The organism is Microbacterium sp. ZXT2-5 (assembly GCF_055329545.1).
The window spans coordinates 2,170,518-2,194,150 of sequence record NZ_JBUZWD010000001.1 but is presented as its reverse complement, the minus strand read 5'-3'; the positions used below and the strand labels follow the sequence as shown (position 1 = coordinate 2,194,150).

The following is a 23,633-nucleotide window of genomic DNA, read 5'->3' as shown; positions in this document are numbered from 1 at the left end:
CCGCCTCGCCGGCTCCCGCGCGGGGCAGGATGACTCCCATGCCCGGACCCTCGATCGTGTGGTTCCGCGACGACCTGCGCCTCGCCGACAATCCGGCGCTGCGCGCGGCGCTCGACCGCGACGAGCCCGTCATCGGCCTGTACGTGCTCGACGACGAGAGCCCCGGCGTGCGCCCGCTCGGCGGCGCCGCCCGGTGGTGGCTGCACCACTCCCTCGCCTCGCTCGGCGAGCGCCTGCGGGAGCGGGGCGGGACGCTGGTGCTGCGGCGCGGTCCGGCCGACCGCGTGGTGCGCGAGACGGTGACGGATGCCGCGGCCGGCGCCGTCTTCTGGAACCGGCGCTACGGCGGACCGGAGCGCGACATCGACGCGGGGCTCAAGGCCGCACTCCGCGACGACGGCGTCGACGTCGCATCGTTCGCCGCGTCGCTGCTGTTCGAACCGTGGACGGTGAAGACCGGGGCCGGTACGCCGTTCTCGGTGTACTCGCCGTTCTGGCGCGCGTGCCAGGCCCTGCCGTCACCACGGGATCCGCTCCCCGAGCCGCGCGAGGTGCCGGGGCCGCGCCGGGCCGCGGCATCCGACGCCCTCGACGACTGGTCGCTGCTGCCCACCGCGCCCGACTGGGCGGCCGGGCTGCGCGACACGTGGGAGCCCGGCGAGCCCGCCGCGCGCCGGCGGCTGCGCGAGTTCCTGCGCGACGACCTGGCGAGCTACGACCGCGCCCGCGACGAGCCCGCTGCCGGTGCGACGTCGCTGCTGTCACCCCGGCTGCGATGGGGCGAGGTCAGCCCGCACACGGTGTGGCACGAGACGGTCGCCGCCGGGAACGGCGGGCGGTTCCTGTCGGAGCTCGGCTGGCGGGAGTTCGCCTGGCACATCCTGTACCACCACCCCGACCTCGCGACGAGGAACCTGCGCCCCGAGTTCGACGCGTTCCCGTGGCCGCGCCTGAAGCCCAGCGCCCTGGAGGCCTGGCAGCACGGCCGCACCGGCGTCGCCCTCGTCGACGCAGGCATGAAGGAGCTCTGGCGCACGGGCTACATGCACAACCGCGTGCGGATGGTCGCGGCATCCTTCCTCATCAAGAACCTGCTCATCGACTGGCGCCGCGGCGAGGAGTGGTTCTGGGACACGCTCGTCGACGCCGACGGCGCCAACAACGCCTTCAACTGGCAGTGGGTCGCGGGGTCGGGCGCCGACGCGGCGCCGTACTTCCGCATCTTCAACCCCGAGCTGCAGGCGAAGAAGTTCGACCCCGACGGGCTCTACGTGCGCGAGTGGGCGCCGGAGCACTTCTCGGGCGACGCGCCCGCGCCGATCGTCGACCTCGGCGAGACCCGGCGGGCGGCGCTGGACGCGTACGAGCACGTCAAGCGCGCCGCCCGCCGCTGAACTCGGGCGGGGCTTCGGCGGGTGGGTGCCGTGGCGGGTGGGCTGCCGGGGCGGGTGGGCTGCCGGGGCTACCAGGCGTAGGCCTCCGGCGCCTGTCCACCCGGGCCGGGGAACAGCTGGTCGAGCGCCTGCAGGTCGTCCTCGCTCAGCCGGATCTCCAGCGCCGAGACGGCCGACTCCAGCTGCTCCACGGTGCGCGGGCCGATGATCGGCCCGGTGACGCCCGGCTGGTGCAGCAGCCACGCCAGGCCGAGCGCCGAGGGCGTCCAGCCGCGCTCCTGAGCGAAGCGCTCGTAGGCGTCGAGCTGGTCGCGGCGCTCCTCGCGCTGCGACGTGATGCGCTCCCCGGCCGAGCGCGCCTTCGCGTCGGTGGACCCGCCGCTGAGCAGCCCGCCGGCAAGCGGCGACCACGGCAGGATGCCGAGCCCGTAGTTCTGCGCCGCCGGGATGACCTCGAGCTCGATCGAGCGCTGCACGAGGTTGTACAGCGACTGCTCGCTCACCAGGCCGAGGAAGTGGCGCTGCTTGGCGATCTCGTTCGCCTGGGCGATGTTCCACGCCGCGAAGTTGGAGCTGCCGGTGTAGACGACCTCGCCGCGGGCGACGAGGACCTCCATCGACTGCCACAGCTCCTCCCAGGAGATGTGGCGGTCGATGTGGTGGAACTGGTAGAGGTCGATCCGGTCGGTCTGCAGGCGCCGCAGCGAGCCGACGGCCTCGCGCCGCACCTGCCACGCGGATGCGCCGCGGGCGTTCACGACGTCGCCGTCGGGCGTCGGGTCGACCATCGGCGAGTGCACCTTTGTCGCCAGCACGATGTCGTCGCGCACGCCACGGCGGGCCTGCAGCCACCGCCCGATGATCTCCTCAGTCCGCCCGCGGCCGCCGGCCCCGCCGTAGCCGTTCGCGGTGTCGAAGAAGTTCACGCCGAGCTCCAGTGCGCGGTCCATGATCGCGAACGAGTCCTCTTCCGAGGTGCGGTCGCCGAAGTTCATCGTTCCCAGCACGATCCGCGAGACGGAGGTGCCTGTTCGTCCGAGGTGCACGTAGTCCATTCGGACATCGTCACACGGCCGGGGCGGCGTCCGGGCCGTTTTGCGGAAACGTTTCCCGGTTACTTTCCGGGTCGTCGGCGGAATGGGCGGAGGCTCCCCGCGGTTGCGGGCCGACATGACAACGATCGGAATCATCGGTGCAGGACACATCGGCAGCGCGCTCGCCCGCGCCTTCTCCGGACTGGGCTACGACGTCGTGATCTCGAACTCGCGGGGCCCCGAGAGCCTCACCGGCCTCGTGGCCGAGCTGGGTCCGAAGGTCACCGCCGCGACTGCGGAGGAGGCGGCCGCCGCCGCCGACATCGCCGTCGTCACGGTGCCGCTGAAGGCGCTGAAGGACGTGCCGGTCGAGCCCCTGGCGGGCAAGATCGTGCTCGACACCAACAACTACTACTTCGAGCGCGACGGGCACGTCGACGCCCTGGACCGCGGCGAGACGACCACGTCGCAGCTGCTTCAGGACCACCTCCCCACGTCGAAGGTCGTCAAGGCCTTCAACCACCTCTACGCCTCCGACATCAACGCCGACGGTCTGCCGGCGGGCGACCCGGACCGGCGCGCGCTCGGCACCGCGAGCGACGTCCCCGAGGCCGTCGAGTTCGTCACCGGCGTCTACGACGCGCTCGGGTTCGACACCGTGGGCGCCGGCCCGCTGAGCGAGTCCTGGCGCCTGGAGCGCGATCGCCCGGCCTACGTCGCCCGGCAGACGGCGGCCGAGTTGCGCGCGAACCTCGCCAAGGCGAACCGGCTGCCCTGACCCGCCGCCGCGCGGCGCGCGGGCGCCGCTGCGGCTCCGGCGTGCGTCCGGCGCGGCTATGGCGCGACTCCGGCGCGGGCGCGGCTCCGGAGATCGGACTTCTCGCCGGTTTCCGGAGTCCTCGGGCCCTCCGGCTCCGGAATGCGGGCGATTCTCCGATTTCCGGATCCGCGGGAGGGCGACCCGCGGGGAGCGGAACGCCTGGGACCGGAGACACGGCCGCGCCGCGGAAGCCCGAGGGCTCCCGCGGCGCGGCGGTGCGGATCGCGTTACTGCGCGACCGGGATCGACTGGGCCTCGAGCGTCGAGATCGTCGACTCCTGCGCGGATTCGAGCGCCTCGAGCAGCGTGCCCTGACCGGTGACCGCCTTCTGGAAGCCGTCCGAGACGTCGGCGTACGTCTGCGTCATGGTCGGACCCCACACGAAGTCGGGGTTGACCTGCTCCGCGGCCGCGGCGAACACGTCGTAGATCTTCTGGCCGCCGTAGAACTCCACGCCCTCCTGAAGCGACGGCAGCTGCAGGCCGGCCGTCGTGGCGGGGTAGATGTTCGCGGACTGGTTGAGTGCGGTCAGCGCCTCATCGGAGGTGTTGAGCCAGAGGGCGAACTTGGCCGCCTCGTAGAGGTGGTCCGTGCCCTTGAAGACGGCGATCGAGGAGCCGCCCCAGTTGCCGGCGCTCTCGCCGCCGGCCTCCCACTGCGGGGACGGGGCGACGGCCCAGTTGCCGGCGGTGTCGGGCGCACCGGACGAGATGGAGTTCGCGCCCCACACGGCCGAGTTCCACGTCCAGACCTCGCCGGAGTTGTACGCGTTGTTCCATTCCTCCGTCCATGCCGGGTACGTGGCCACGAGGTCCTCGTCGAGGAGCTGCTGCCAGTAGTCGGCCACGGTGGTGGACTGGTCGCCGGTCAGATCGACAGTCCACTCCTCGCCGTCGTTGGAGAACCAGTCGCCGTTCGCCTGCCAGACGAAGCCTGCGAACTGGTTGATGTCGGCGGTCGAGAAGTTGGTGATGTAGCCGCCCGCGGCGCGCACCGCCTTCGCTGCCTCCTTGTACTCCTCCCACGTCGTCGGCACGGCGATGCCGTTCGCCTCGAAGAGGTCGGCTCGGTAGAAGAGCGCCATGGGACCGGAGTCCTGCGGAACGCCGTAGACGCCGTCGCCGCCGAGCGTCACCTGGCCCCACGTCCACGGGATGAACTCGCTCTCGGCCGCCACGACGTCCTCGCACGCCGACAGATCCTCGAGCCCGTCCTGCACGCGGAAGCTCGACAGCGCGTCGTACTCGATCTGGCCGAGGTCGGGCGCGTTGCCGGCCTCCAGCTGGCTGAAGAAGCTCTGGTAGGTGCCGGAGTTGCCGTTGGGTCCGGTCTGGACCTCGACCTGGATGTCGGGGTTCTCCTCGTTCCACAGCGCGACGACGTCTTCGATGCCGGGGATCCATGACGTGAACTCCAGCGTGACGTCCTCGCCTGCGGGGGTGCAGGCTGCGGCCTCCGCGTCACCGCCTCCGGTGCTCGCGGAGGTGCATCCGGCCAGCGCCAGCGCGCTGAGCAGTGCGACGCCGGTGGCGACTGCCCTCTTGGTGTGCTGCATGATCTTCCTTACTTGGTGGGTGGTGCGGGATTACAGGGATGCCGGTGGGCGGCGCCCTCCGGCGGGCTCACTTCACGGACCCGGTGCCGAGTCCGTTGCGCCAGAAGCGCTGAAGGAGGAGGAACGCGATGATGAGCGGCACGATCGACAGGAACGAGCCGACCAGGACGTAGGTGCGCAGCTCGGGGATCTGGTTGAGCTGGGTGTTCCACGTGTAGAGGCCGTAGGTGACCGGGAAGAGCTCCTCGCTGCGCAGCATGATCAGCGGCAGGAAGAAGTTGTTCCAGATGGCCACGAACTGGAAGAGGAAGACCGTGATGAGCGCGGGCATCATCAGGCGCATCGACACGGTGAAGAACGTGCGCACCTCCCCCGCTCCGTCGATCCGGCCTGCTTCGATGAGCTCGTCGGGGACGGATGCCGCGGCGTAGATGCGGCTCAGATACACGCCGAACGGGCTGACGATGCTGGGCAGCAGCACCGCCCAGAAGGTGTTCGTCAGGTTCACCTGGCTGAACAGCAGGAACAGGGGCAGAGCGAGTGCCGTCGCGGGGACGAGCACGCCGCCCAGCACGACGTTGAAGTAGACCTCGCGGCCGCGGAAGCGGTACTTGGCCAGCGCGTAGCCGCACATGCCGGCGAACACGGTCGCCAGCAGCGCGCCGAGCCCCGCGTAGCCGAGGCTGTTGAGGATCCACCGCAGGTAGATGCCGTCGCCGAAGGACAGGAGATCCCCGATGTTCGCGAAGAGGTTGAGATCGGCGAACCACAGCGGGTTCGTGCTCAGAAGGTCGCTGCGATCCTTGGTCGACGCGATGAACAGCCACCAGATCGGCACCAGGAAGTAGAGCGTGAACACGCCCATGACCAGCAGCGCCGCACCGCGCGAGAGGATGCTCTCCCGGGGCCCGCGCGAGGGGGCGAGGTCATCGGCGGTCGCGCCGCGCGTACGTGTCAGCAGGCTCATTGCTCGGCCTTCCGCTGGGTGAACTTGAGGAACGCGAACGACAGCACGAACGTCGCGAGAGCGAGGACCACCGAGAACGCGGCGGCCAGATAGGGGTTCGGGATCGAGTTCGTCGCGTAGATGGTCATGTTCGGGGTGTACGTGGACGAGACCGCCGCGCTGAACGACCGGAACACCTGCGGCTCGGCCAGCAGCTGCAGCGTTCCGATGATCGAGAAGACGGTCGTGAGGATGAGCGCGGGGGCGACCATCGGAATCTTGATCGACCACGCGATGCGGATCTGCCCCGCACCGTCCAGCCGTGCCGCCTCGTACACCTCGGACGGGATCGCCAGGAGCGCCGAATAGATGATCAGCATGTTGTAGCCGACGAAGACCCACGTCACGACGTTCGCGATCGACCAGAGCACGAGCTCCGGCGAGAGGAAGTCGATCGTCCGGGTCACATCCGTGAACGGCGACAGGTTCGGCGAGTAGAGGAAGCCCCACATGATCGCGGCGATGACGCCCGGCACGGCGTAGGGGGCGAAGAACGCCAGCCGGAAGAACCTCTTGCCCTTGAGAGCCGGGGAGTCCAGGAGCAGTGCGAAGAGCAGGGCGAGCCCGAGCATCACCGGCACCTGCACGACACCGAACAGCAGCACGCGCCAAACGGATTCCCAGAACGGGGCGTTCTGGAACACCTGGACGTACTGGGTCAGGCCGCCGAAGACCTCTCGCGGTGCGCCGTAGAGGCCGTCGCGCTCGACGACGAGCAGCGACTGGTAGACGGCGTAGCCGATGGGGATCAGGTAGAACAGCAGGAACAGGATGCTGAACGGACCGGTGAAGATCGCGATCGCACCCTTGTGCGGCGTCCTGCGACGCGGCGGCTTCCCCTCGCGCGGAGTCTTCCCGCCCCGCGTGACGAGGACCTCTGTGGCGGTCATGCGGCCGCCTCCTCTCTGATGATGCGCACGGCGCCGCCGGGCACGCTGACGCATCCGGTAGCCGGCATCCCGGTGACGAGCTCGAATCCGGTCGCGGTGAGCTCCGCGTCGGACTCCGAGTGGTTGACGATGAACAGGTACGAGGCATCCGCTCCCCGCCGGCGCACGATCTCCACGGCGCCCTCGGGTCCGCGCACTTCTGCCGCCGGACGCACGCCCGCCCGTTCGGCGATGCGGGCGAGAAGTGACCGGTAGTCCGCGGGATCGGGCAGCGTGGCGAGATACCACGCCTCTCCGCCGCCCCACGTGTTGCGGGTGACGGCGGGATGGCCGGCTGCCGGCCCGTCGACGAAGGATGCCTCGATCTCGGCCGTGGTGGTGCGCGAGCGCTCCGACCACAGGCGGGCGGTGGCGCCGTCCGAGAGGGCGAGCGACGCATCGGGTGCCACCGGCGCGAACTCCTCGATGCGGATGCCGAGCGCGTCCCGGAAGGGCCCGGTGTAGCCGCCCGTCCAGACGCGGTCCTTCTCGTCGACCGTACCGCTGTAGAAGGTGACGAGAGCGGTGCCGCCCGCGGCGATCCAGTCGGTGATGACCGCCGCCTCGCCGGCGCGTACGAGGTGCAGCCCGGGGACCACCACGAGACCGTAGGCCGAGAGGTCGGCGCCCGGTGGCACGACATCGACCGTGAGACCGAGCGCGTGGAGCGCTCCGTAGGCGGCGTGGACCTGGTCGAGGTAGCCGAGCGCCTGACTGGGGCGGGACTCGGTCTGGGTCGCCCACCACGATTCCCACGAGAAGACCAGCGCGACGTCTGCTTCGACGCGACTGCCGGCCACCTCCCCGATGCGATCGACGATCCCGCCGAGCTCCACCACCTCGCGCCAGACGGCGCTGTCCGTGCCGGCGTGCGGGAGCATCGCCGAGTGGAACTTCTCGCTGCCTTGGACGGAGGCGCGCCACTGGAAGAAGCACACGCCGTCCGCACCCCGCGCCACATGGGTCAGCGAGTTGCGCAGGATCTCGCCCGGAGCCTTGGGCTTGTTCAACGGCTGCCAGTTCACGGCGCCCGTCGAGTGCTCCATGAGGATCCAGGGGGCGCCCCGGCCGAGACCGCGTGAGAGGTCGGCCGCGAACGCGAGCTCCACGGTCGGGGTCGCGAGTCGGTGGTCGAGGTAGTGGTCGTTGGCGATGACGTCCATGTCGGCGGCCCACGACCAGTAGTCGAGGTTCTCGATGTGCGCCGTGACCATGAAGTTCGTCGTGATGGGCACGTCGCTCACCGCCCGGATCGCGTCGGCCTCGGCGCGGTAGTACGAGAGCAGTTCGTCGGAGCTGAAGCGGTGGAAGTCGAGGAACTGCCCGGGGTTGCGTGTCGAGATCGTGGCGCGGGGCGGGAGGATCTCGTCCCAATCGCCGTAGGTCTGGCTCCAGAAGGCGGTCCCCCACGCATCGTTGAGCGCGTCGAGCGTCGTGTACTTGCGACGCAGCCAGCCGCGGAACGCGGCGGCGCTGTCGTCGCAGTAGCACAGCGCGTTGTGGCAGCCGAGCTCATTGGAGACGTGCCAGAGCTCGACGGCGGGGTGGCTGCCGTAGCGACCGGCCACGGCATCGACGAGGCGGAGCGCGGCGGCACGGAAGACGGGCGAGCTGGGGCACCACGCCTGACGCCCGCCCGGATACCGGCGGGTGCCGTCCTCTGCCATCGGGAGGATCTCGGGGTGCGACCGCGCCAGCCACGCCGGCGGTGAGGCGGTCCCCGTGCCGAGGTTGACGCGGATCCCCGCCGCATGGAGCCTGCTGATGATGTCGTCGAGGCGTGCGAAGTCGAACTCGCCCTCCCGCGGCTCGACGTGCGACCAGCCGAAGATGTTGATGGCCACGAGATCGACGCCGGCCTCACGCATGAGGGTGATGTCTTCGTCCCATACCTCGGGGGTCCACTGTTCGGGGTTGTAATCGCAGCCGAACGCGATGCCCTCATGGGCGAAGGGGCGGGCGGGAACCTTCATGCTCTCCTCGGATCTGTGAACGTGCACAGATCCGAGCGAGGTTCCTCTGCGCTGAGGTTCTGTGAACGTGTACAGAGTATGCAGGCCCGCGTGTCTTGTCAATCGGGTCCTGCAAGTGTGTGCGCGTGCACATACGATGTTCGCGTGGAGACCACGGGACGCAAGCGTCGGGCGACGGTGAAAGACGTCGCGATCGAGGCCGGGGTGTCGCGAGGCACGGTCAGCCGCGTGCTCAACGGGCAGCCCTACGTCTCGGACGAGGCCCGCACGGCCATCGACGCCGCCATCGCGAAGGTCGGCTTCGTTCCCAACCGCGCGGCGCGCAGCCTCGTGATGCAGAGCTCGCAGGCGATCGGGCTGATCGTCCACGAGCCGCATTCGCTCTTCGTCGAAGATCCGAACATCGGGTCGATCCTGCTCGGCGCGAACGCCGCCCTCTCGGATGCCGACTACCAGCTGTCGTTCATGATCGCCGACACCACCCGCGACATCGAGCGGCTCGCCCGCTACCTGAGCGGCGGACTGATCGACGGCGTGATCATCGTCTCGGCCCGCGTCGGAGACCCCATCACGCGCGCGGTCGCCGACCTCGGACTTCCCGCCGCTTTCGTGGGTCACCCGCGGGACATCGGGGATGCCGCCTACGTGGCCATCGACAACCGCGGCGCCGCGCGCGAGATCACCAGCCGCCTGGCCGCGACCGGGCGGCACCGCATCGGCATGATCGCCGCAGCCCTCGACCGGGACTCGGGCTCCGATCGACTTGCGGGCTTCGTCGACGCCCTCGGCCATCGGTTCGACCCTCAGCTCGTGCAGAGCGTTCCGCTGTACTCGTACTCCGACGGCCAGACGGGCATGCGGGCGCTCCTGGACCGCGTGCCCGACATCGACGGCGTCTTCGCGTCCAGCGACGCGGTGGCCGCCGGGGCGATGGACGTCCTCCAGTCCGCGGGCAAGGTCGTGCCCCGCGACGTGGGCATCGTCGGGTTCGACGACAGCTCCTGGGCTCTGCGCTGCGACCCACCCCTGTCGACGGTCCACCAGCCGGCGAACGAACTCGGGCGGGCCGCCGCGGAGTCCGTGCTGCGCCAGCTGCGCGGCGAGGATCCCGGCACAGGGGGCAGCGTCCTGGCGTGCCCCGTCGTGTGGCGCGAGTCCGCCTGACCCGGATTGCGCCAGCCGGCTCGCTGCTCCGGAAATCGGACTTCTGGCCGCTTTCCGGAGCCCTGGGACCCCGAGGCTCCGGAAAGGCGCGGAATGCCCGAATTCCGGATCCGCGAAACCCCGGGCCGGAGGCCTGCGGCCTCGAACGCGGCAGGGGCGGAATGCGACGGCCGGGGCGGAGGTTGGCTACAGCGATGAGCACCGCCACCTCCGCCCCGGCCCTGTCCGTCCTCGACCTCGTCCCGGTGCGCACCGGGCAGACCAGCGCACAGGCGGTCGCGGCATCCCTCTCCCTCGTCGACGCCGCCGACCGGCTCGGATACCGCCGGTACTGGTTCGCCGAGCACCACAACATGCCCGCCGTCGCCTCGACCACCCCGCCGGTGCTGGCCGCCGCGGCGGCGGCGCGCACGTCGCGCATCCGGCTGGGGTCCGGCGGCGTCATGCTCCCCAACCACTCTCCCCTCGTGGTGGCCGAGCAGTTCGCGGCGCTCGAGGCGCTGGCTCCGGGTCGCATCGACCTGGGTCTCGGCCGCGCGCCGGGCTCCGATCCCGTCATCACCCAGCTGCTCCGCCAGAGCGGCACCACGAGCGACGTCGAGCGCTTCCCCGACCACGTCCGCGACATCCTGCGCCTCGTCGCGCCCGACGGCGCCGCCCTGCGGTTCACCTCGGGCGGCACGTACGACGTGCACGCGACGCCCGCAGCCACGACGACTCCCGAGGTGTGGCTGCTGGGCTCGAGCGACTACTCGGCGCAGCTGGCCGCGGCGCTGGGTCTGCCCTACGTGTTCGCCAACCACTTCTCGGGCGAGGGCCTCGAGCGCGCCCTCGACCTGTACCGGTCGGCGTTCGTGCCCTCCGAGACCCTCGCCGCTCCGCGCACCTTCCTCACCGCGAACGTGCTCGTGGCACACACGCAGGGCGAGGCCGATGAGCGCGCGCTCCCGAACCTCCGCATGACGGCACGGCTGCGCACGAACCGTCCGCTGGTCGCCCTCGAGACCGTGGAGCACTCGATCGCGAACGCCGCGGACTTCGCCGGCCTGGGCGAGACGTTCATGGCGTCGGCGCGCGCGAAGTGGTTCGTGGGGACGCCGTCGGCGGTGGCATCCGATCTCCGCTCCTTCGCCGCACAGCACGGCGTCGACGAGATCATGATCTCGCCCATCGCGGGGTCGTACGAGGAAGAGCCGATGGATGCCGCGCCCGGCCGCCTGCAGACCCTCGAGCTGCTCGCCGCCGAGTACGACCTGGGGTGACCCGGCCGAGCCGGTCTCAGTCCTGCATCTCCGGCTCTCCGGAGATGAGGCCGCGCAGCCAGTCCCGCGCCTCGACGAACACGTCGTCGGCGTAGCGCTCGGGGTAGTGCACGACGGCGCGGTCCGCGCGCGGGTACGAGCCGAGGAACGTGACCCTCGGGCTGAAGCGGCGCAGCCCGAGGAGCGCGTCGGCCATGCGCTCGTCCTCGAGGTGGCCGTCGGCGTCGACGACGAAGCGGTACCGGCCGAGCTCGTCGCCGATCGGACGCGAGGCGAGCAGCGAGAGGTTGATGCCGCGGGTCGCGAACTGCTCGAGCATCTCCAGCAGCGCGCCGGGATGGTCGTCGGGCAGCTCGACGATCAGCGACGTCTTGTCCGCACCGGTGGGGGGCGGCGGGACGACCGTCCGGCTCACAAGGACGAAGCGCGTGACCGCGTTGGCGTTGTCGCCGATGTTCGAGGCGAGCAGCTCGAGCTCGTGGTGCTCGAGGATCCCCGGAGGCGCGATCGCGGCATCCGCGTCGCTCGACCCGTCGAGCAGCCCCATGGCGCTGGCGACGTTGCTCGCGGCCGGGACGTGCGCATGGGCCGGCAGCGCCCGCGAGAGCCACTGGAGGCACTGGGCGTATGCGACCGGGTGCGCGGCGATGAGCGAGACGTCGTCGAGCCGGGTGCCGGGGCGGCCCACGAGCACGAACTCGACGGGAACCAGGTACTCCCCGACGATCCGCAGGCCCGGCACCGTCGCCAGCGCGTCCTGCGCGGTCGAGACGCCGCCGTCGACGGAGTTCTCGATGGCGATCATGGCCGCGTCGGACCGGCCGTCGACCACGTCGGCCAGGGCCTCGCCCACGTTGCGCACCGGCCGCCACTCGTGTCCGCGAGCCTCGGGCACCTGCGCGAGCGCCGCCTCGGTGAACGTGCCGGCGGGACCCAGATAGCTGTAGGTGCGGCGGGCGGGAGCGGATGCCCCGGGGGCGGCGGCCTCGGAAGTCACGCGTGCCAGCCTATCCCGGTGCGCGCGACCAGCTGTCGGCGGCCGGCGGCGTACCGTTCGCAGGACCGGAGCCGTTCGGATCGGCCGTCGGCCGCGGAAATCCGCGGCCTGGGAGCCGCGCCCCGAGGATCGGTCCTGCGTACGGTACGCGTCATACCGGGTCAAGCCTGTGCAGCGGGACCGGCGGGCGGGCAGACTGGGACGCATGAGTCGAGCAGGACAGCCCGCTGAAGCTTCCGACCTCATCGACATCGATGAGCTGATCGCCGCGTACTACGACGTCGTACCCGATCCCGCCGCTCCCGAGCAGCGCGTCGTGTTCGGAACGAGCGGGCACCGCGGCTCCTCCCTGTCGGGAAGCTTCAACGAGACCCACATCCTCGCCACGACCCAGGCGATCGTGGACTACCGCCGGGCGCAGGGCATCGAGGGGCCGCTCTTCCTCGGCCGCGACACCCACGGTCTCTCCCTGCCCGCCGAGCGGAGCGCGATCGAGGTGCTCGTGGCGAACGGCATCGACGTCCGCGTCGACGCCCGCGACTCGTGGGTGCCCACGCCGGCACTCAGTCACGCCATCCTGACCTACAACCGCGGGCGGGATGCCGCCGACCCGGGCCGCGCGGACGGCATCGTCGTGACGCCCAGCCACAACCCGCCGCGCGACGGCGGCTTCAAGTACAACCCGCCGAACGGCGGACCGGCCGACACGGACGCGACCGGCTGGATCGCGGACCGCGCGAACGAGCTCATCGCGGCCCGCCTCGAGGGCGTCGAGCGCACGCCCTTCAAGGACCTCGACGGCGACACGCTCGGCCAGTACGACTTCCGTGACGCCTACGTCCGCGACCTCGCGACCATCATCGACGTCGACGCGATCCGCTCGGCCGGCGTGCGCATCGGCGCCGACCCGCTGGGCGGCGCGTCGGTCGAGTACTGGGCGCTCATCGCCGAGGTGCACGGCCTCGACCTGACCGTCGTGAACCCCGACGTCGACCCGACGTGGAAGTTCATGACCCTCGACTGGGACGAGAAGATCCGCATGGATCCGTCGTCGCCGTCGGCCATGGCCGGGCTCATCGGCCGCCGCCACGAGTACGACATCCTCACCGGCAACGACGCCGACGCCGACCGGCACGGCATCGTCACCCCCGACGCCGGGCTGATGAACCCCAACCACTACCTGGCCGTCGCGATCGACTATCTTTACTCGCATCGTCCGGAATGGCCGACGGATGCCGCGATCGGCAAGACCCTCGTCAGCTCGATGATCATCGACCGCGTGGCCGGGTCGCTGGGCCGCGCCCTGCTCGAGGTGCCGGTCGGGTTCAAGTGGTTCGTCCCCGGGCTGCTGGACGGCTCCGTCGCCTTCGGAGGCGAGGAGTCGGCGGGCGCGTCGTTCCTCCGCAAGGACGGCACCGTCTGGACGACCGACAAGGACGGCATCCTGCTCTGCCTCCTCGCCGCCGAGATCCTCGCGGTGACGGGCAAGACCCCGTCGCAGCGCTACGCGGAGCTCGAGGCCGAGTTCGGTGCGTCGGCGTATCAGCGCGTCGACGCCCCGGCCTCCGCCGCGCAGAAGGCGGCGCTGGCGAAGCTGGCGCCCGAGTCGGTGTCGGCGACCGAGCTCGCCGGCGAGCCGATCACCGCCAAGCTCTCGCACGCGCCGGGCAACGGCGCCGCGATCGGCGGGCTCAAGGTGCAGACCGAGCACGCGTGGTTCGCCGCGCGGCCGTCGGGCACCGAGGATGTGTACAAGCTCTACGCCGAGTCGCTGCGCGGTCCCGAGCACCTGGCGCAGGTGCAGGCCGAGGCGCGCGAGGTGGTGGCCGCTGCCATCGCCGGCGCCTGACCCCGGGCCGCTCCCCGGACGGAGCGACGCCGGCGCCTGACGCCGGGCTCCCCGGACCGAACGACGCCGGGCCGCCCCCGCGGCGAGCCCCCACGACGCCGGGCCGCCTCCGCGAGGCGCCCCCGGACACGAGAACGCGCGAACCCCCATGCCGGAGCATGGGGGTTCGCGCGTTCAGCGGGCCATCCGGACGTGCGCCCGCGGGCGGACCGTCCGCAGCAGGTGTCAGCGCGTGACGCCGCGGCGGCGCGTGACGGCCACGTAGATGCCGAGGACGATGATCGCGCCGATGATCGAGCCGATGATGCCCGACGGCTGCAGGAAGCCGCCGTTGGGGTCGGCGCCGAAGATCAGGAAGCCGAGGAAGCCGCCGACGAACGAGCCGACGATGCCGAGCACGATCGTCATGAGGATCCCGATGCTCTGCTTGCCGGGGATGACGGCGCGAGCGATGAGACCGGCGATGAGGCCGATGAGGATGAGTCCGAGGATTGTCCAGAGCATTTGATCTCTCTCCTTTTCTCGTGGACGCTGCGGGGGGTTGCGGCGTCTCGTGTGAGATGACGAAGACGCTACAGCGACTGTCGACCCTCCTGTGAGAATGCGGATGCCCCTACCCATCCGCGTCCGCGAACGCTACAATCGTCGGCCGCCGAATCCGGGGGAAGCGTTTTCCGTCATCCTGCGCCACAATGGAGGACGTGCCCGATTTCCTCCTCCGCCTCGATGAAACCTCCCTGACCGTCACTGCCGCAGGCGTGGACATCGCCCGCTATGCGTTCGACCCGGGCGGACCCGTGGCCGAGGGCCCGAAGCCCTTCTTCCACCCCGTGCGCGCGCTGGACGGCGCACCGCTGACCGCGTACCGGCCGTGGGACCACCGCTGGCACAAGGGGCTGCAGTTCACGTGGACGCACGTGTCGGGGCAGAACTTCTGGGGCGGCAACACGTACCGACCGGAGCACGGCGACTACGTCCTTCTCGACAACGTCGGCCGCATCCGCCACGACGGCTTCACGTCGGTACGCGATGCCGGATCCGAGGCGTCCTTCAGCGAGGACCTGACCTGGATCACGCAGGCCGGCGACGAGTGGCTCAGCGAGGTGCGCACGCATCGCTTCCACAGCCTCGACGAGGGTCGGGGCATCTGGGCGCTCGACTTCGCCACGACGCTGCGCAACGTCGCCGACCAGGACCTCGAGTTCGGCAGCCCGACGACGCAGGGCCGGCCGAACGCCGGCTACACCGGCTATGCGATCCGGATGCCGCGCGCCTGGACGGGCGCCCGGGTGCTGGCGGCGGGCCTCGCCGACGACGCCGAGGCCGACGCCGTGATGGGCCGCGTGGCCGAATGGGTCGCCTTCTCGGGCGAGCACGACGAGGTCGACGGCGGCGGCACGGTGCTCGCGTTCGCCGGCACGTCCACGGGCGGCCCCGCCATCCGCTGGTTCGTGCGCAGCGAGCCGTTCCCGATCGTCGCACCGTCGCCCTCGTTCGACGAGCACATCGTGCTCGCGCCGGGCGAGGAGCTGGCCCTGCGCCATCGGCACGTGTTCGGCGCCCGGATCTGGACCCCCGAGCAGACGCGTGCCCTCGCGGAGGAGTTCGCGCTCTGACGATCGCCGGGCGCCCTCGCACGGCGCCCCGCGAGCGGCCCACCGCTCGGTGGCTCAGAGGGCGATGGGGACGCGGCTGGTGAGCAGTCCGGCGTCGGCGAGGAATCGCTCGAGCGCGGTGGTGGCGACGCCCGTCGCGACCGAGTTGCGGCTGATGGTCGAGACCTCCAGCTCGAGCTCGCGGGCCGACCACCCCGGGGACTGCTCGCGCAGGTGCATCCCCGTCGCGGGGAGGAGCTTGTCGGCCAGCGCCCAGACCGTCCAGCCGGTGAGCACGACGGCCTCGGGGTTCACGATCGCGACGAGATCGGCGATCGCCGAGCCGAGGTAGTACGCGGTGCGCTCGATCGTCTCGGTCACGGCGGGATCCGGATCGGCACTGTCGGCCGCGCGCGCGAGGGCGGCGATGAAGTCGCTCTGGTCGAGCCCCACCAGGGCGTGGTCGGGCGCGAGCTCCCGGAGCGTCTGCTGGATGCCGGGCACACCGAGGTAGGCCTCCACGCAGCCGTGACGCCCGCAGCGGCACCGGCGGCCGTCGAGCACCAGCAGCGAATGCCCCCACTCCCCCGCAGAGTTCGTCGCGCCGCGCAGGATGCGCCGCTCGAGCACGATGCCCGCGCCGACGCCCGTGCCGAGGTTGATCGTCACGAGGCTGGAGCTGTAGCGGCCGCGACCGAGCCACAGCTCGGCCGTCGTCATCGCCTTCAGCGGGTTGTCGATCACCAGCGGCAGTCCCACGCGCTCGCGGAGCCGGTCGAACTCCAGCTGATGCCACGACCATTTCGGCACCACGACCGACACCGACGTGGGACCCTGCACGAGGCCGGGCAGCGACACGCCGACGCCCAGCACGTCGGAGCGCGCGATGCCGGCCTCGGCGATGACGCGCTCCAGCGCCGTGCCGATCCCCTCGACCACCGAATCCGGGTCGAGCACGTGCTCGTCGCGCACCACCTGCGCGTGGGCGATCTCGACGAGCGCGGCGTCGAACAGGACAGCGCGGATGTACGTCTCGGCCACGTCGATGCCGATGACGCGACCGCGCGCGCCGTTCATCGCGAGGGTCGCGGTGGGGCGGCCGATGCGGCCGGCGGTGGTCTTCGTCTCGACGACGAACCCCCCGGCCATCAGCTCGCCCACGACCGTGGCGATCGTGGCGGCGCTCAGCCCCGTCAGCTGCGCGAGCTCGTTGCGCGTCGTCTCACCGGCCGACAGCACCGCGTGGAGGACGTCGAGGCGCGAATCGCTCCGGATGTCGCGCGACGTCCGTCGAAGCACCCCCATGCTCACCTCTGCACCCTGGCGGCCGCCGACGCCGGAACGCCCGGATCGGATGGGCTGCGACTCGGATCTGGCCAGTATGTCACGCCCCCTGCACCACCAGGGCGCCGTCGAGGCCCGGGCTGCTGAGCCGGACCGAAGCACCCTCGGAGGCACGCACGAACACCACCAGCCGGCCGTCCAGCGTGCGCCGCGCGGCGCTGTCGTAGGGGGTGTCGTCAGCGAGGTCGCCGTTCTCGATGCCCAGGAGCTCCCCACCTTCGACCGCCACCTCGATGACCCTGTCATCGCAGGCGACGCCGTCGTTGGCGTCGCGGAGCACGCATTCGATCTGGACGATGCCCTCCAGCGCGATTCCGGCGCGCCGGCACGCGTCGGCGACGTCGGCGGGAGGCTCCCAGACCGCGGCGGCGATCGCCACGGCCTCGCCGCGCGCGCGCAGCTCGTCCCGCGCGACGACGCGACCGTCGCGCCACGACTCCAGCACGAGCGGCTCGTCCCGGGGATCGGTCACCGCCGCCCACCAGCCGTGCTCGTCGTCGCGCTCGAGCGGTATCCGCTCGCCGCCGCTCGAGAGCGAGAGCTCGTCGCCGTTCGCGAACGCGAGCACCTCGAGCTCGCCTGGGACCGCGGCATCCCACGTCCGGGAGACCGGGTGGGTCCAGAACGAGCGCTCCTCGTCGCCGGTGTGAGGGCGGGTGACGAGGTAGGCAACCGGGTCGTCCGCCCACCAGCTGCGCCGCAGGTGCCACGTGTGCTTCTCGTGGCCGGCCAGCGTCAGCAGCCCCGCACCGGAGCCGCGCACGGGCCAGCCGCGGGCCTCGCCGAGGTAGTCGATCCCGGTCCAGAGGAACTGGCCCGCGACGAAGTCGTGACGCGTCACCGGCAGCCACTGCGCATAGCCGTGCCCGTTCTCGCTGCCCAGCAGCGGCTTGTCAGGGAACCGCGCGTGATCCGCCTCGTAGAGGTGCTCCTTGTAGTTGTAGCCGACGACGTCCAGGTCGTCGAGGAGGCCCGTGCGGCTCGACAGCTCGGGGAACGCGGCGGCGAGTGTCACCGGACGCGACGGGTCCGTGCGCCGCACGATGCCGGCCAGCCGCCGCGCGATCGTGGTGAGCCGCCGCACGTCGGGCCGGCTGGCGTCGTACAGGCGCTCGGCGGCGGGCTTGTTCGCGTCGTTGTTGCCGGTCATCTCGGCGAAAAGCGGGCTCGCGTAGGGGTCGTTCGGGTAGTCGACCTCGTTGCCGATGCTCCACGCGATGACCGACGGGTGGTGGCGGTGCGCCTCGATCATCGCGAGGAGGTCGCGCTCATGCCACTCGAGGAAGTCCTTCGCGTACCCCTCGTGGCGCGGCGGATAGACGTTGTGGCCCTGCCACCACTTGTTCTTCGGGTTCTCCCACTCGTCGAACGCCTCGTCGACGACGTAGAAGCCCAGCAGGTCGCAGAGCGCGTACAGCTCGGGCGCGTGCGGGTTGTGGGCCATGCGCACCGCGTTGCAGCCCATCCGCTTGAGCGACAGCAGCCGGCGCACCCAGACCGCGGCGGGCACGGCGGTGCCGAGGCATCCGGCGTCCTCGTGGAGGCAGACCCCTCGCAGCACCCGCGGCTGCCCGTTGACGGAGAACCCGCGGTCGGCGTCGAAGGCGAAGGTGCGGATGCCGGTGACGAGGTCGTACGACGCACGGCGCTCCGCGCCGTCCCACCGCCACTCCAGCGTCGTCGTCAGCCGGTGCAGCGCAGGGTCGTCGTCGGACCACAGCTCGGGGTCGGGGACGACGGCCTCGAGGGCGATCTCGGCGGAGTCGCCGGCGGGCACCTGCGCCTCGGCTCCGAAGCGGTGGACGCGATCCGTCGTCAGCGAGCGCAGCTCGTGGAGCACGCGCACGGCCACGGCCTCGTCGCCGCCGTTGCACACCGTCTGGCCGATGCGCAGCGTCGCGGTCGCGGCATCCGCCGACACCGTCGTCACCGACGTGCCGTGCTCGCGCAGCCGCACCCGCTCGTGCACCTGCAGCTCGACGCCTCGGGTGATGCCCGAGCCGTTGTACCAGCGGGAGTCCGAGATGTCGGTGTGGTCGACGCGCACGCTCACCACGAGGTCGTCGTCGGGCGCGTAGGAGAGGATCTCGGTCAGGTCGAAGGAGAACGGCGCGTAGCCCGAGGGTCGACCGCCCACGTGGTAGCCGTTGACCCAGACGTCGGCGTTCTTGTACACGCCGTGGAACGCCAGCCGCACATGCTGGTCGGCCTGGGCGGCGAGCTCGCGCAGCGAGACATGGGCGCGGTACCAGCCGACCCCGCCGGGCAGGTAGCCGGTGCCGCTGGAGTGCGCTGCCGAGAACGGCTGCTCGACGCTCCAGTCGTGGGGGACGCGCACGGCACGCCACCCCGAGTCGTCGTAGCGCTTGGCGCGGGCGCCGGGGTCGTCGGCGAGCGCGAACGACCAGCGTTCGAGCGGGAGGGTGCGCATGGTGGGTCAGTCCTGTTCCGGGGAGTGGGCGGCGGGCATCGGGGCGTAGCGCGCGAAGACGCGCGCGAAGAGCAGGGCGCCGAGGTAGGCGAGGCCGGCGAAGCCGATGAGCAGCCACAGCAGCCCGTAGCCGGTCGCCTGGGGCGAGAAGATCGTGACGACAGCGGCGAGGAAGGTCAGCACGAGGACCGCGAGCGGGGCGAGCGGATGCCGCAGCGACAGCAGCCGCGCATTGCGCAGGACCTCGCCCAGCGTGCCCTCGAAGCTCGCCAGGTAGGGGAAGACGTACAGCGCGGCCATGGCGGCGAGGAAGGCGAGCGCGTACCAGACCGCCAGCAGCGCGAACTGCGCGACGGGCGAGGTGACCAGCTCGGTCACCACGAGATACCAGGCGGCGAGCGCGGCGGCGACGGCCGCGACGACGAGTCCGGCGAGCGTCGCCTGCCGGAAGTTCTGCCGGAACGACCGAAGGTAGTCCCCCACGATCGTCCGGTCGGTGTCGGAGGCGATGCGCAGCGTGACGAAGTTGAGCGCCGTCAGCGACGCACCGAGGGTCACGATCGGCAGCGACGTCACGATGAAGAGGACGTTGAGGATCATCAGATCGGCGATCCGCGTGAGGAACCGCATCAGCGCCGAGTCGGGCGCGAAGATGCTGCTCATGTGTTCTGCCTTCCTCGCAGAGCGATCGTGTGGGATGCCGGGCGGGCCCGCGTGCGCGCGGGCCCGCCCGGACGGGGGACGAGGACGATCAGTCGAGGCCGCCCGCGTCGGCCCATTCCTGGACCTGGCGCTCCAGTTCGGCGCGCGCGTCCTCGAACCCGACGTCGGCGAGCTTCTGCCGCATCTCGGCGACCGCGGCCTCCGGGTCCTCGAACTTGCCGTACTGCAGCTGCGGGATGTACTCCGACAGCACTCCGCTGACGGCTGCGAGCGTCGAGTCCAGCGGCGTCTTGTCGACCACGAAGGTCGAGTACGGGTAGTCCTTGGCCACCGCCGAGAGCTCGTCGTAGATCTCCTGCTTGTTCGGCGCGTCGGTCACCTTGTCCGGCTCGAACTCGTCCATGCGTCCGGCCCAGAAGTTGGAGCCGAGCGAATCGGTCGACGGGTCGTAGCCCTCCGGGTACCCGAGCTTGCCGTCCTCGGTCATGACGTAGTCCGTGCCCTCGATGCCGAAGTTGAGCAGGCCGTAGTTCTCCTCGTCGTTGCGGAGCAGGTCGTAGACCTCGAGAGCCTTCTCGGGGTGCTTGGAGTTCGCGCTGACCGCCATCGCCCCGTGCGTCTTGATGTCCTTGAAGAAGTTGCCGTTCTCCTGGCCCCACGAGAACATCCGCGGGTCGGAGCCGGGCTGCTTCTCGTTCATGTTGTAGACGATCTGCGTCACGAACGTCTGCGTGTGGTGCTGGTCGGCGCCCGTCAGCCCGGCGTAGAGCGACTCGCGCGTGTCGCCGTCGTAGTTGAGCGCGTCCTCCCGCCACACGCCGATGTCGTTCCACTCCTTCGCGAGCTCCGCGGCCTCGATCAGATCGTCGCCCTCGGTGTACCAGGAGGTCACGCTCGTGGGGTCGGACTCCGACGTCTGGAACGGGAAGTAGTTGCCCGCGGTCACCTGCTGGATGGTCTGCAGGTCGGTGTGGCCCTGGAGGTAGCCGGTCAGCGCCGACTCGTTCGCGCCGACCACGTCCCAGGGGTAGACATCGGGCTTGTTGTCCTTGATCCACTGGAAGTAGGTGGTGAAGTCCTCGAACTGCGTGATCTCGCCGTCCGCGAAGCCGGCCTCGGTGGCCCAGTCGCCCCGGTAGAAGAAGCCGTGGTTCGTGTACTGGGTGTAGTTGTCCTCGGGGATGAAGTAGATGCTGCCGTCGAGCTTGGTCAGCTCCCAGTCGCCGTCGGCGTCGACCTGCTCCCATGTCTTGGGCGCGTGCTCCTTGAGCATCTCCTCGGTGAGCGGCAGGAAGGCGCCCTTCTCGGCGTTCTCCCACGCGAAGAGCCAGTCGGTCGCGGTGGTGATGAGGTCGACGTTGTCGTCGCCCGAGAGCAGCTGCAGGTTGTACTGCGTCTGCCAGTCGGCCCATTCGACGTAGAAGAGGTCGAGCGTGGCGTTCGCCTGCTCGACGAGGTTCTCGTTGAGCTTCTCGAGCATCGCCTCGAGCCGCCCGTTGGTGGGCTTGTTGCCCAGCACGAGCATGGTGATCTCCGTGGGCTTGTCGGGGTCGTCCTGGCTGTCGGCTGTGCAGCCGGCGAGCGCGGCCGTGGCGAGGCCGAGGGCGGCGAGTCCCGCCGCGCCCTTGATCAGGCGGTGTGTCATGTGAGGCTCCTTCGACTCATTTCTTGGAGGGGGTGCGGGATGCCGCGCCGGTGGGCGGCATCCCTCGTCGCGGTCCGCGCGGGGGCGGACCGCTGATCGTCAGCGGGGAGTTCAGCCCTTCACGGCGCCGACGGTGATGCCGCTGACGAAGTACCGCTGGACGTAGGGGTAGGCGAGCAGGATCGGGCCCGTCGCGATGACCGCGCTCGCCATCTTGAGGGTGTTGCTGGGCAGTTCGGCGATGCTGACGTTCGCGCCCGCGACGGAGGTGCGCAGAGCGTTGGCCGTGTTGATCACGTTGTAGAGGTAGTACTGCAGCGGTTTGAACTCGACGGTGCTGCCGAGATAGAGCGAGGACAGATACCACTCGTTCCAGTAGCCGAGGGCGAGGAACAGTCCGACCGTCGCGAGCGCGGGCTTCATCATCGGCAGCGACAGCTGCCAGAAGATCCGGAAGTCGCCCGCCCCGTCGACCTTGCCCGACTCGACGATCTCGTACGGGACGGTGCGCATGAAGTTCTTCATCAGGATGATGAGCCACGGCGTCATCAGCAGCGGCAGCCAGACGGCGAGGTAGCTGCCGCGCAGGCCGAGCGTGCGGCTGATCCAGAGGAACGTGGGTGCGAGTCCTGCCGAGAACAGGGTCGTGAAGTAGATGAAGAACGTGATCTGGTTGCGGAAGCGGAAATCCTGCCGGTAGAGCGCGTACCCCGTCATCGCGATGATGAGGAGGCCGACCGCGGTACCGGTCACCGTCATCGTGACGGTGACGATGTACGAGCCGATCACCTGCTGCGGGGCGGCGAAGATGTACTCGTACGCCGTGAAGGTGAACCCCTTCGGCAGCAGCCCGAACCCGGTCTTCATGATCTCGTCCTCGCTCGAGAGCGACGCCGACAGGATCAGCACGAAGGGCAGCAGGCAGAACAGCGAGAACAGCGAGATGAAGACGTACGAGATGCCGCGGAGCACGTAGTCGCTGCGCGAGAGGCGGACCGGCCGAGCGCGGTTGGATGCCGTCCACCAGCGCCGTTTGCCGGGGGCCGTCGTGAGCGTCTCGGTCACCGAGGGCAGCAGCAGATCAGAAGAGGGCATAGTCCTTGTTCATCTTTCGGACGATCCAGTTCGCCAGCAGGACGATGGCGAAGCCGAACAGGGATTGATACAGGCCGACGGCGGTGGACGTGGTGAAGTTGTTCTGCGACATGACCATCCGGTAGACGGAGGTCTCGATGATGTCGGTGGTCTGGAAGAGGGCGGCGTTGTTGCCCACGAGGTTCCAGAACAGCCCGAAGTTGCCGTGCATGATCCCGCCGAGCGAGAACAGCAGGAGGATGATGAAGGTCGGCTTCAGGCTCGGCAGGATCACGTAGCGGATGCGCTGCCACGCCGAGGCGCCGTCGATCGCCGCCGCCTCGAAGAGCCCCTTGTCGATGCCCATGATCGCCGCGAAGTAGACGATCGATCCGTAGCCGGTGCTCTGCCACAGGAAGACGATGATGATGATGAGCGGCCAGGCGCCGGCCATGCTGTAGATCTTGATCGGGTCGCCGCCGGTCTGCTCGATGAGCGTGTTGAGCGCACCGGTGTCGTAGTTGAGCAGGTTGAAGGCGATGACGCCGACCAGGACCACCGAGATGAAGTACGGCAGGAACATCACGCCCTGCGTGATCTTCTTGAAGAACTTCAGGCGCACCTCGTTGAACATGATCGCGATGGCGATCTGGAGCACGTTGCCCACCACGATGAACGCGAGGTTGTACAGGATCGTGTTGCGGGTGAGCACCCACAGCTGGCCGGACTTGATGAGGAACTCGAAGTTCTGGAACCCCACGAACGGGCTGCCGAAGACGCCGTCGGTGTAGTTGAAGTTCGTGAACGCGATCCACACGCCGGGCAGCGGGCCGTAGCTGAACACGAGGAAGAACAGCACCGCCGGCACGCACATGAGCAGGAGCATCCTGCTGTCCT

General features: G+C 70.1%; 19 protein-coding genes. 6 read left to right on the top strand and 13 right to left on the bottom strand.

Going from position 1 to position 23,633, the window contains the following annotated elements:
• The first annotated feature begins 38 nt into the window (after nucleotides 1-38).
• The gene (locus ACZBH1_RS09510) at nucleotides 39-1,394 is read left to right on the top strand and encodes a cryptochrome/photolyase family protein (protein WP_463646236.1); all 1,356 of its coding nucleotides are present in this window, start codon (nucleotides 39-41) and stop codon (nucleotides 1,392-1,394) included.
• Between the two features lie 68 nt (nucleotides 1,395-1,462).
• Here the strand turns inward: ACZBH1_RS09510 and ACZBH1_RS09505 are convergent, their stop codons facing one another.
• The gene (locus ACZBH1_RS09505; protein WP_463646235.1) at nucleotides 1,463-2,449 is read right to left on the bottom strand and encodes an aldo/keto reductase; all 987 of its coding nucleotides are present in this window, start codon (nucleotides 2,447-2,449) and stop codon (nucleotides 1,463-1,465) included.
• Between the two features lie 115 nt (nucleotides 2,450-2,564).
• Here ACZBH1_RS09505 and ACZBH1_RS09500 point away from each other — a divergent pair, with 115 nt between their 5' ends.
• A complete protein-coding gene (locus ACZBH1_RS09500; RefSeq protein WP_463646234.1) occupies nucleotides 2,565-3,206 on the top strand; it encodes an NADPH-dependent F420 reductase in 642 nt (213 codons plus the stop codon).
• A 269-nt stretch (nucleotides 3,207-3,475) separates the two neighbouring features.
• Here the strand turns inward: ACZBH1_RS09500 and ACZBH1_RS09495 are convergent, their stop codons facing one another.
• From ACZBH1_RS09495 to ACZBH1_RS09480, 4 genes are all read right to left on the bottom strand, one after another.
• Entirely contained in the window at nucleotides 3,476-4,804 is a 1,329-nt protein-coding gene (locus tag ACZBH1_RS09495; RefSeq protein ID WP_336394587.1) for an ABC transporter substrate-binding protein, read from the bottom strand.
• 67 nt (nucleotides 4,805-4,871) lie between these two features.
• Entirely contained in the window at nucleotides 4,872-5,771 is a 900-nt protein-coding gene (locus ACZBH1_RS09490) for a carbohydrate ABC transporter permease (protein ID WP_336394586.1), read from the bottom strand.
• A complete protein-coding gene (locus ACZBH1_RS09485; RefSeq protein WP_463646233.1) occupies nucleotides 5,768-6,700 on the bottom strand; it encodes a carbohydrate ABC transporter permease in 933 nt (310 codons plus the stop codon). The genes ACZBH1_RS09490 and ACZBH1_RS09485 overlap by 4 nt, the downstream gene beginning before the upstream one ends.
• Nucleotides 6,697-8,712, bottom strand: a complete 2,016-nt coding sequence (locus tag ACZBH1_RS09480; RefSeq protein ID WP_463646232.1) for a beta-galactosidase — start codon at nucleotides 8,710-8,712, stop codon at nucleotides 6,697-6,699. Before ACZBH1_RS09480 ends, ACZBH1_RS09485 begins: the two co-directional genes overlap by 4 nt.
• A gap of 144 nt (nucleotides 8,713-8,856) precedes the next feature.
• On the opposite strand from ACZBH1_RS09480, the gene ACZBH1_RS09475 reads away from it, so the two are divergent.
• Nucleotides 8,857-9,876, top strand: coding sequence for a LacI family DNA-binding transcriptional regulator (locus tag ACZBH1_RS09475; RefSeq protein WP_463646231.1), 1,020 nt, complete (start codon nucleotides 8,857-8,859; stop codon nucleotides 9,874-9,876).
• 194 nt (nucleotides 9,877-10,070) lie between these two features.
• On the top strand, nucleotides 10,071-11,138 hold the full coding sequence (locus ACZBH1_RS09470; protein WP_463646230.1) for an LLM class flavin-dependent oxidoreductase: 1,068 nt from the start codon (nucleotides 10,071-10,073) through the stop codon (nucleotides 11,136-11,138).
• Nucleotides 11,139-11,154: 16 nt separating this feature from the next.
• On the opposite strand, the gene pheA is transcribed toward ACZBH1_RS09470, so the two are convergent.
• Nucleotides 11,155-12,135 carry a prephenate dehydratase gene (pheA, locus tag ACZBH1_RS09465; protein WP_336394581.1) on the bottom strand — a complete coding sequence of 327 codons (981 nt, stop codon included), beginning with the start codon at nucleotides 12,133-12,135 and terminating at the stop codon, nucleotides 11,155-11,157.
• A 205-nt stretch (nucleotides 12,136-12,340) separates the two neighbouring features.
• Between pheA and pgm the strand changes: the two genes are divergently transcribed.
• Nucleotides 12,341-13,984: a phosphoglucomutase (alpha-D-glucose-1,6-bisphosphate-dependent) gene (gene pgm, locus ACZBH1_RS09460; protein WP_336394580.1), complete on the top strand. Its 1,644-nt coding sequence runs from the start codon at nucleotides 12,341-12,343 to the stop codon at nucleotides 13,982-13,984.
• Nucleotides 13,985-14,209: 225 nt separating this feature from the next.
• On the opposite strand, the gene ACZBH1_RS09455 is transcribed toward pgm, so the two are convergent.
• Entirely contained in the window at nucleotides 14,210-14,488 is a 279-nt protein-coding gene (locus tag ACZBH1_RS09455; RefSeq protein WP_336394579.1) for a GlsB/YeaQ/YmgE family stress response membrane protein, read from the bottom strand.
• A gap of 197 nt (nucleotides 14,489-14,685) precedes the next feature.
• Here ACZBH1_RS09455 and ACZBH1_RS09450 point away from each other — a divergent pair, with 197 nt between their 5' ends.
• Entirely contained in the window at nucleotides 14,686-15,600 is a 915-nt protein-coding gene (locus ACZBH1_RS09450; protein WP_463646229.1) for a DUF6807 domain-containing protein, read from the top strand.
• Nucleotides 15,601-15,654: 54 nt separating this feature from the next.
• Here the strand turns inward: ACZBH1_RS09450 and ACZBH1_RS09445 are convergent, their stop codons facing one another.
• The 6 genes from ACZBH1_RS09445 to ACZBH1_RS09420 form a co-directional block, all read right to left on the bottom strand.
• Nucleotides 15,655-16,884: an ROK family transcriptional regulator gene (locus ACZBH1_RS09445; protein ID WP_378885084.1), complete on the bottom strand. Its 1,230-nt coding sequence runs from the start codon at nucleotides 16,882-16,884 to the stop codon at nucleotides 15,655-15,657.
• Between the two features lie 79 nt (nucleotides 16,885-16,963).
• Nucleotides 16,964-19,354: a glycoside hydrolase family 2 TIM barrel-domain containing protein gene (locus tag ACZBH1_RS09440; RefSeq protein ID WP_463646228.1), complete on the bottom strand. Its 2,391-nt coding sequence runs from the start codon at nucleotides 19,352-19,354 to the stop codon at nucleotides 16,964-16,966.
• Nucleotides 19,355-19,360: 6 nt separating this feature from the next.
• Complete coding sequence (locus ACZBH1_RS09435) at nucleotides 19,361-20,017, bottom strand: YesL family protein (protein WP_463646227.1); 657 nt, start codon at nucleotides 20,015-20,017, stop codon at nucleotides 19,361-19,363.
• Nucleotides 20,018-20,105: 88 nt separating this feature from the next.
• Nucleotides 20,106-21,662 (bottom strand): ABC transporter substrate-binding protein, encoded by a 1,557-nt coding sequence (locus ACZBH1_RS09430; RefSeq protein ID WP_336394575.1) that lies wholly within the window; start codon nucleotides 21,660-21,662, stop codon nucleotides 20,106-20,108.
• Nucleotides 21,663-21,773: 111 nt separating this feature from the next.
• On the bottom strand, nucleotides 21,774-22,757 hold the full coding sequence (locus ACZBH1_RS09425; RefSeq protein WP_378885066.1) for a carbohydrate ABC transporter permease: 984 nt from the start codon (nucleotides 22,755-22,757) through the stop codon (nucleotides 21,774-21,776).
• A complete protein-coding gene (locus tag ACZBH1_RS09420) occupies nucleotides 22,744-23,622 on the bottom strand; it encodes an ABC transporter permease (protein ID WP_336394573.1) in 879 nt (292 codons plus the stop codon). Before ACZBH1_RS09420 ends, ACZBH1_RS09425 begins: the two co-directional genes overlap by 14 nt.
• Nucleotides 23,623-23,633 lie beyond the last annotated feature (11 nt).

What these genes read in the sequence shown, in the direction of transcription:
- ACZBH1_RS09510 (WP_463646236.1), top strand. Translation starts at nt 39, where the DNA reads ATGCCCGGACCCTCGATCGTGTGGTTCCGCGACGACCTGCGCCTCGCC.
- ACZBH1_RS09505 (WP_463646235.1), bottom strand. Translation starts at nt 2,449, where the DNA reads ATGGACTACGTGCACCTCGGACGAACAGGCACCTCCGTCTCGCGGATC.
- ACZBH1_RS09500 (WP_463646234.1), top strand. Translation starts at nt 2,565, where the DNA reads ATGACAACGATCGGAATCATCGGTGCAGGACACATCGGCAGCGCGCTC.
- ACZBH1_RS09495 (WP_336394587.1), bottom strand. Translation starts at nt 4,804, where the DNA reads ATGCAGCACACCAAGAGGGCAGTCGCCACCGGCGTCGCACTGCTCAGC.
- ACZBH1_RS09490 (WP_336394586.1), bottom strand. Translation starts at nt 5,771, where the DNA reads ATGAGCCTGCTGACACGTACGCGCGGCGCGACCGCCGATGACCTCGCC.
- ACZBH1_RS09485 (WP_463646233.1), bottom strand. Translation starts at nt 6,700, where the DNA reads ATGACCGCCACAGAGGTCCTCGTCACGCGGGGCGGGAAGACTCCGCGC.
- ACZBH1_RS09480 (WP_463646232.1), bottom strand. Translation starts at nt 8,712, where the DNA reads ATGAAGGTTCCCGCCCGCCCCTTCGCCCATGAGGGCATCGCGTTCGGC.
- ACZBH1_RS09470 (WP_463646230.1), top strand. Translation starts at nt 10,071, where the DNA reads ATGAGCACCGCCACCTCCGCCCCGGCCCTGTCCGTCCTCGACCTCGTC.
- pgm (WP_336394580.1), top strand. Translation starts at nt 12,341, where the DNA reads ATGAGTCGAGCAGGACAGCCCGCTGAAGCTTCCGACCTCATCGACATC.
- ACZBH1_RS09455 (WP_336394579.1), bottom strand. Translation starts at nt 14,488, where the DNA reads ATGCTCTGGACAATCCTCGGACTCATCCTCATCGGCCTCATCGCCGGT.
- ACZBH1_RS09445 (WP_378885084.1), bottom strand. Translation starts at nt 16,884, where the DNA reads ATGGGGGTGCTTCGACGGACGTCGCGCGACATCCGGAGCGATTCGCGC.
- ACZBH1_RS09440 (WP_463646228.1), bottom strand. Translation starts at nt 19,354, where the DNA reads ATGCGCACCCTCCCGCTCGAACGCTGGTCGTTCGCGCTCGCCGACGAC.
- ACZBH1_RS09435 (WP_463646227.1), bottom strand. Translation starts at nt 20,017, where the DNA reads ATGAGCAGCATCTTCGCGCCCGACTCGGCGCTGATGCGGTTCCTCACG.
- ACZBH1_RS09430 (WP_336394575.1), bottom strand. Translation starts at nt 21,662, where the DNA reads ATGACACACCGCCTGATCAAGGGCGCGGCGGGACTCGCCGCCCTCGGC.
- ACZBH1_RS09425 (WP_378885066.1), bottom strand. Translation starts at nt 22,757, where the DNA reads ATGCCCTCTTCTGATCTGCTGCTGCCCTCGGTGACCGAGACGCTCACG.
- ACZBH1_RS09420 (WP_336394573.1), bottom strand. Translation starts at nt 23,622, where the DNA reads ATGCTCCTGCTCATGTGCGTGCCGGCGGTGCTGTTCTTCCTCGTGTTC.